The organism is Microcystis sp. M_QC_C_20170808_M9Col (assembly GCF_007095495.1).
GTDB lineage: Bacteria > Cyanobacteriota > Cyanobacteriia > Cyanobacteriales > Microcystaceae > Microcystis > Microcystis aeruginosa.
The window spans coordinates 1-3942 of record NZ_SFBZ01000045.1; the positions used below are offsets into that span (position 1 = coordinate 1).

Below are 3942 nucleotides of genomic sequence, written 5' to 3' on the forward strand. Positions count from 1 at the left end.
GTGGGGTAAAATCGAAACGAGTAGGCTTTTTCCATACCTCACATTTTAGCATATATTTCGTAAATGTGCTAATATTTAACAGTAAAGCCGTCGTAGAACGACGGGGTTTCAGACCCAAAATTTCCGATGAAAGGAATTTTTATTGGCTTAATTGAGGGATATCGACGGTTTATTTCGCCGCTATTTCCCCCTTCCTGTCGTTTTCAACCCACCTGTTCCCAGTATGCCATGGAAGCGATCGATCGCTTTGGTGTGCTGCGGGGTTCTTGGTTGGCAATTAAGCGCATTCTCCGTTGTCATCCCTTTCACCCCGGAGGTTACGATCCCGTGCCTCCCTGTCACCACAAGCACGATTAAAAGCCAAAAACCCTGTCTATTTTCTTTGGGGAAAACGCTCGATATCGGCGATACCATAAAAGATGATCTGTTTATCTTTTAAACGTAGTCGATCGACTCTTAATTGGGTACCATCGAGGGCAAATTTATCTAAATCCATGAGGTTGTTAACGTGGCTGATTAAAGCTTCTCCTAAAGCTTTCGATCTTTCGTCCCCTTGATAAACCACCTCAACAAACTGAATTTTTCGCCGTTCTTCCACAACCACAGCAGTGGTCATTTCTAGAAGAATTGGTTCTTCTTCTCCCAATTTGATGAGACTTTTCAGAGTTAAAGTTTTATCGTCATTGAGAATTAATTCCGTATTCTGACAGTGAATTGATTTACCTTCGTACTCTAATCTTTGCAGTTTTTCGACAATAAAAGGTGTATTAAAAGAGGTGGTTAAGTCTTCTTCCGTTAAAACTACCCGCAAAGTGGCCCGCGTCGGTTGACGGAGTTTTACCTGTCCGGTAAAAATGGCACTAAAATCGATCGCCACCGCTTGTACATACAATTCCATGGCTTCGATGCGTAGGCCATTGTACATCAGCATCGACTGACCGATAAAGTCAAAACCGTCGATACTGCCTTGCAGTAATTTGGCCACGGGTTCGGCGCGGACAGTGGCTTTCAGCTTGCCTGTCCGTTTGAATAATGCAGCGATCGCAGCACTCACCGCCTTACTGATGAGTTGATCGCCGCTCTGATTGGGAAAAGGTAAGCTACCAAACACGCCTGCTGTCATATCTCTCATAGGTGGGACTGCAACGATCTTAACATTATTTAAAGTTTCTTTACATCTCGTTTTATTAATGAGGATGATAAGCAATCTGTATGATTCTGTAGAGGTTATAAATTTTTAGCGGTCTATCCCGTGCTAGGGGATAGGATGTAAAAATGCTACTATCCCAGTGATATAGCGTTTTTCACTTAGAAAATCGGGGTTAAAAACGTGGTTGCCATTTCAGATCAACAACAGTTAGCCGCTACCCACAACCACAGCGATCGAGTGGCGGTATTATTGATGGGATACGGGGAAGTGGAGAGTTACGAGGACTTCGCCAACTATAATGAACAGGCCTTAAATTTGCTGACGGCTAAGTTCGCTCCTGTACCGACTTGGGTTTATCCTCCCCTAGCGAAATTATTGGCCATATTTGACCTACACGAATGGCAACACCAGCATAATCACTTTATTTCGCCCCATAACCACATTTTCGAGCATCAAAGACAGGAAATCGAGCGCAATTTACAGGCAAAATGGGGTAATCGGGTGGAGGTATTCAAAGCGTTTAACTTCTGCGCGCCTTTTTTACCGGCACAAGTATTAACGGAAATCCGCGAGCGAGGATTCGAGAAAATTTTGATCTATCCTCTCCTCGTTGTTGATTCTATCTTTACCAGTGGCATTGCGATCGAACAAGTTAACAAAGCTTTAGCTCAAGGACAAACGGGGGAACATTGGGTCAAAGGATTGCGCTACATTCCCTCGTTTTATAACCAACCCGCTTATATAGAGCTAATGGCGCGGTTAGTGGAGGAAAAAATCGCTGCTGAGGTAGCTAGTAGCTGTCTTCCCTCGCAAATTGGCATTATTTTAATGAATCACGGTTGTCCCCACGAAGCTAAGGGATTTACGTCGGGAATCGATGAAAGTCAAGCTTTATACGAGTTGGTCCGGGAAAAATTAATCTATCGTTATCCCTTGATTTCTGTGGGTTGGTTAAATCACCAAACCCCCTTAATTAAATGGACGCAACCGAATGCAGAGTTAGCGGCGAAGAATTTAATCGAATTAGGGGCCAAAGCCTTAATTTTCATGCCGATTGGCTTTGCTACGGAAAATCACGAAACTTTACTGGATGTGGAGCATATTATCGAAGCTTTACGCCGCAAACACGACCAGGTTAATTATGTGCAGATGGCCTGTGTCAACGATAACCCCGAATTTTGCCAGATGGCTGCCGATTGGGCCGAGGAACACATCGAAGCTTTGCTATCACAAGAGGCTTTATCTGTCAATACTTCTGTAACAATTCCTCACATTCATTCCGATCACCATCATCACCACGGACATCACCATCATCATTAAGCTTGGACAGTGGCAAAGAGGGGCAACGGCGAAAATTAGTCCTACCACTTGTCACTGTTGGAGGTATAATCTATAATTGTGCTTTCCTGGGTACGTAGCTCAATGGATAGAGCATCCGCCTTCTAAGCGGACGGTTGTAGGTTCGATCCCTACCGTACCCGTTATTGTTAAGTAGGGATGGGAAATTCTCTCCTCTTGTCCCGGGGACAATCGCTTTGATGCGGTGAGCGTCGAATTGGGGCAGTTGAGTCCCGTCAGTTGATATTAATTGTGTTTAATTTAGTTTGCGATCGAGTTGAAGCGCAGTCAAGGGAGAAGGCAAAGGCGAATCAGACATACTGTGTCACAATATCTCACGGAATGAGGATATACAGCCTGAGAAGGAGTAAAACAAGAGAAACTACCTGAAACTCCTTCTTCTGTGCATCCCTCTATTTAATAGTTTGCCCTCTTTGCAATAGCCTTTCTCGTCTCTTTTGACGGGATTCTGTTTCCAGTTGGGCGAGTATATCGTCTAAAAAAAGATTATAAAGCTCAATCTGGCGGTTAGTTTCCCGTAAGCTTTCAAGACATTGTTTTCTCGTTGCTTCATCGGGATAGGAGGTGCGGTAAGTCATCATAAGTTCCATTGCCTCTTTACTTCATCAACACTAGCACTAACAGCATCCACACTGGCTGTTCCTTGCAAAATCGCTCTTTCTAACATCTCTAGCATCGTATTTGAGAGAGTCGGCTGCTCTTGTAAAATTCTCAGCAGGATATTATTAATTCGGGAGTAGGAATTAGTTACCCTCTCTCTGGCATTAGATAATTCTTCTAATTCTGATAATGTCCGTTCATTTTCCCCATATTCTCTAAAAAGTTGCCATTCCGTTGCCGATGCGTACTCTATCTGATCCGCTAGTTGACGCAGTAGATCAAAAATGCTCGTTAAGGTTTCCTCCGGTAATGTAGCCATATTCAATTATTTCTATTATCCCCAGTCTATAATCTGGTTGGTACGAGGTAATCCTGTTTAATTTAGTTTGCGATCGAGTTGAGGGTCAGTCAAGGGAGAAGGCAAAGGCGAATCAGACATACTGCGTCACAATATCTCACGGAATGAGAATAGTTCGCCTGAGAAGCAGTAAAACAGGGGCAAGGAAGCGATCGCTAGTGTGAGAGATATATAACTTAAGATTTGTGACGCGATCACGACAAAGCAGAATTAATAGTTCCACTGGTTCAGGGAAATGATCAGATTATCGTTGAATCGGAACAAGCGATCGAGGTGACATCCGATTGTTGTTAAGCTAAGACGCATTTAAACCGCTTATTCTTAGATTAGCCAAACTTCTCTCACCCCCCCCGACGTCGGGTAGGGCTGTTTCATTTAAATTAAGTACAGCTGATTTTGAGTCAATAAATTTGACTGAAAATTCTCAAGTTTATCTTTCTCTAACCAAAAGAGTTAGTCACAATAATTAATCTTT

At 43.3% G+C, this 3942-nt stretch carries 5 protein-coding genes and 1 tRNA gene; 3 read left to right on the forward strand and 3 right to left on the reverse strand.

Annotation, left to right across the window (positions count from 1 at the left end; all coding sequences use genetic code 11):
• The first annotated feature begins 126 nt into the window (after positions 1-126).
• Positions 127-357 carry a membrane protein insertion efficiency factor YidD gene (gene yidD / locus EWV68_RS02980; protein ID WP_004162269.1) on the forward strand — a complete coding sequence of 77 codons (231 nt, stop codon included), beginning with the start codon at positions 127-129 and terminating at the stop codon, positions 355-357.
• Positions 358-373: 16 nt separating this feature from the next.
• Here the strand turns inward: yidD and EWV68_RS02985 are convergent, their stop codons facing one another.
• Complete coding sequence (locus EWV68_RS02985; protein WP_002757745.1) at positions 374-1132, reverse strand: LmeA family phospholipid-binding protein; 759 nt, start codon at positions 1130-1132, stop codon at positions 374-376.
• Between the two features lie 198 nt (positions 1133-1330).
• Between EWV68_RS02985 and EWV68_RS02990 the strand changes: the two genes are divergently transcribed.
• Together EWV68_RS02990 and EWV68_RS02995 are read left to right on the forward strand one after the other, a co-directional pair.
• A complete protein-coding gene (locus EWV68_RS02990; RefSeq protein ID WP_061432502.1) occupies positions 1331-2470 on the forward strand; it encodes a ferrochelatase in 1140 nt (379 codons plus the stop codon).
• A gap of 88 nt (positions 2471-2558) precedes the next feature.
• Positions 2559-2631, forward strand: a tRNA-Arg gene (locus EWV68_RS02995).
• 270 nt (positions 2632-2901) lie between these two features.
• Here the strand turns inward: EWV68_RS02995 and EWV68_RS03000 are convergent.
• Positions 2902-3090 (reverse strand): hypothetical protein, encoded by a 189-nt coding sequence (locus tag EWV68_RS03000; RefSeq protein WP_002783384.1) that lies wholly within the window; start codon positions 3088-3090, stop codon positions 2902-2904.
• Complete coding sequence (locus EWV68_RS03005) at positions 3087-3428, reverse strand: hypothetical protein (RefSeq protein ID WP_061432501.1); 342 nt, start codon at positions 3426-3428, stop codon at positions 3087-3089. Before EWV68_RS03005 ends, EWV68_RS03000 begins: the two co-directional genes overlap by 4 nt.
• Between the last annotated feature and the right edge of the window lie 514 nt (positions 3429-3942).

Bases quoted from the DNA above. Each gene is read 5' to 3' on its own strand.
- yidD (WP_004162269.1), top strand. From the start codon at position 127: ATGAAAGGAATTTTTATTGGCTTAATTGAGGGATATCGACGGTTTATT.
- EWV68_RS02985 (WP_002757745.1), bottom strand. From the start codon at position 1,132: ATGAGAGATATGACAGCAGGCGTGTTTGGTAGCTTACCTTTTCCCAAT.
- EWV68_RS03000 (WP_002783384.1), bottom strand. From the start codon at position 3,090: ATGATGACTTACCGCACCTCCTATCCCGATGAAGCAACGAGAAAACAA.
- EWV68_RS03005 (WP_061432501.1), bottom strand. From the start codon at position 3,428: ATGGCTACATTACCGGAGGAAACCTTAACGAGCATTTTTGATCTACTG.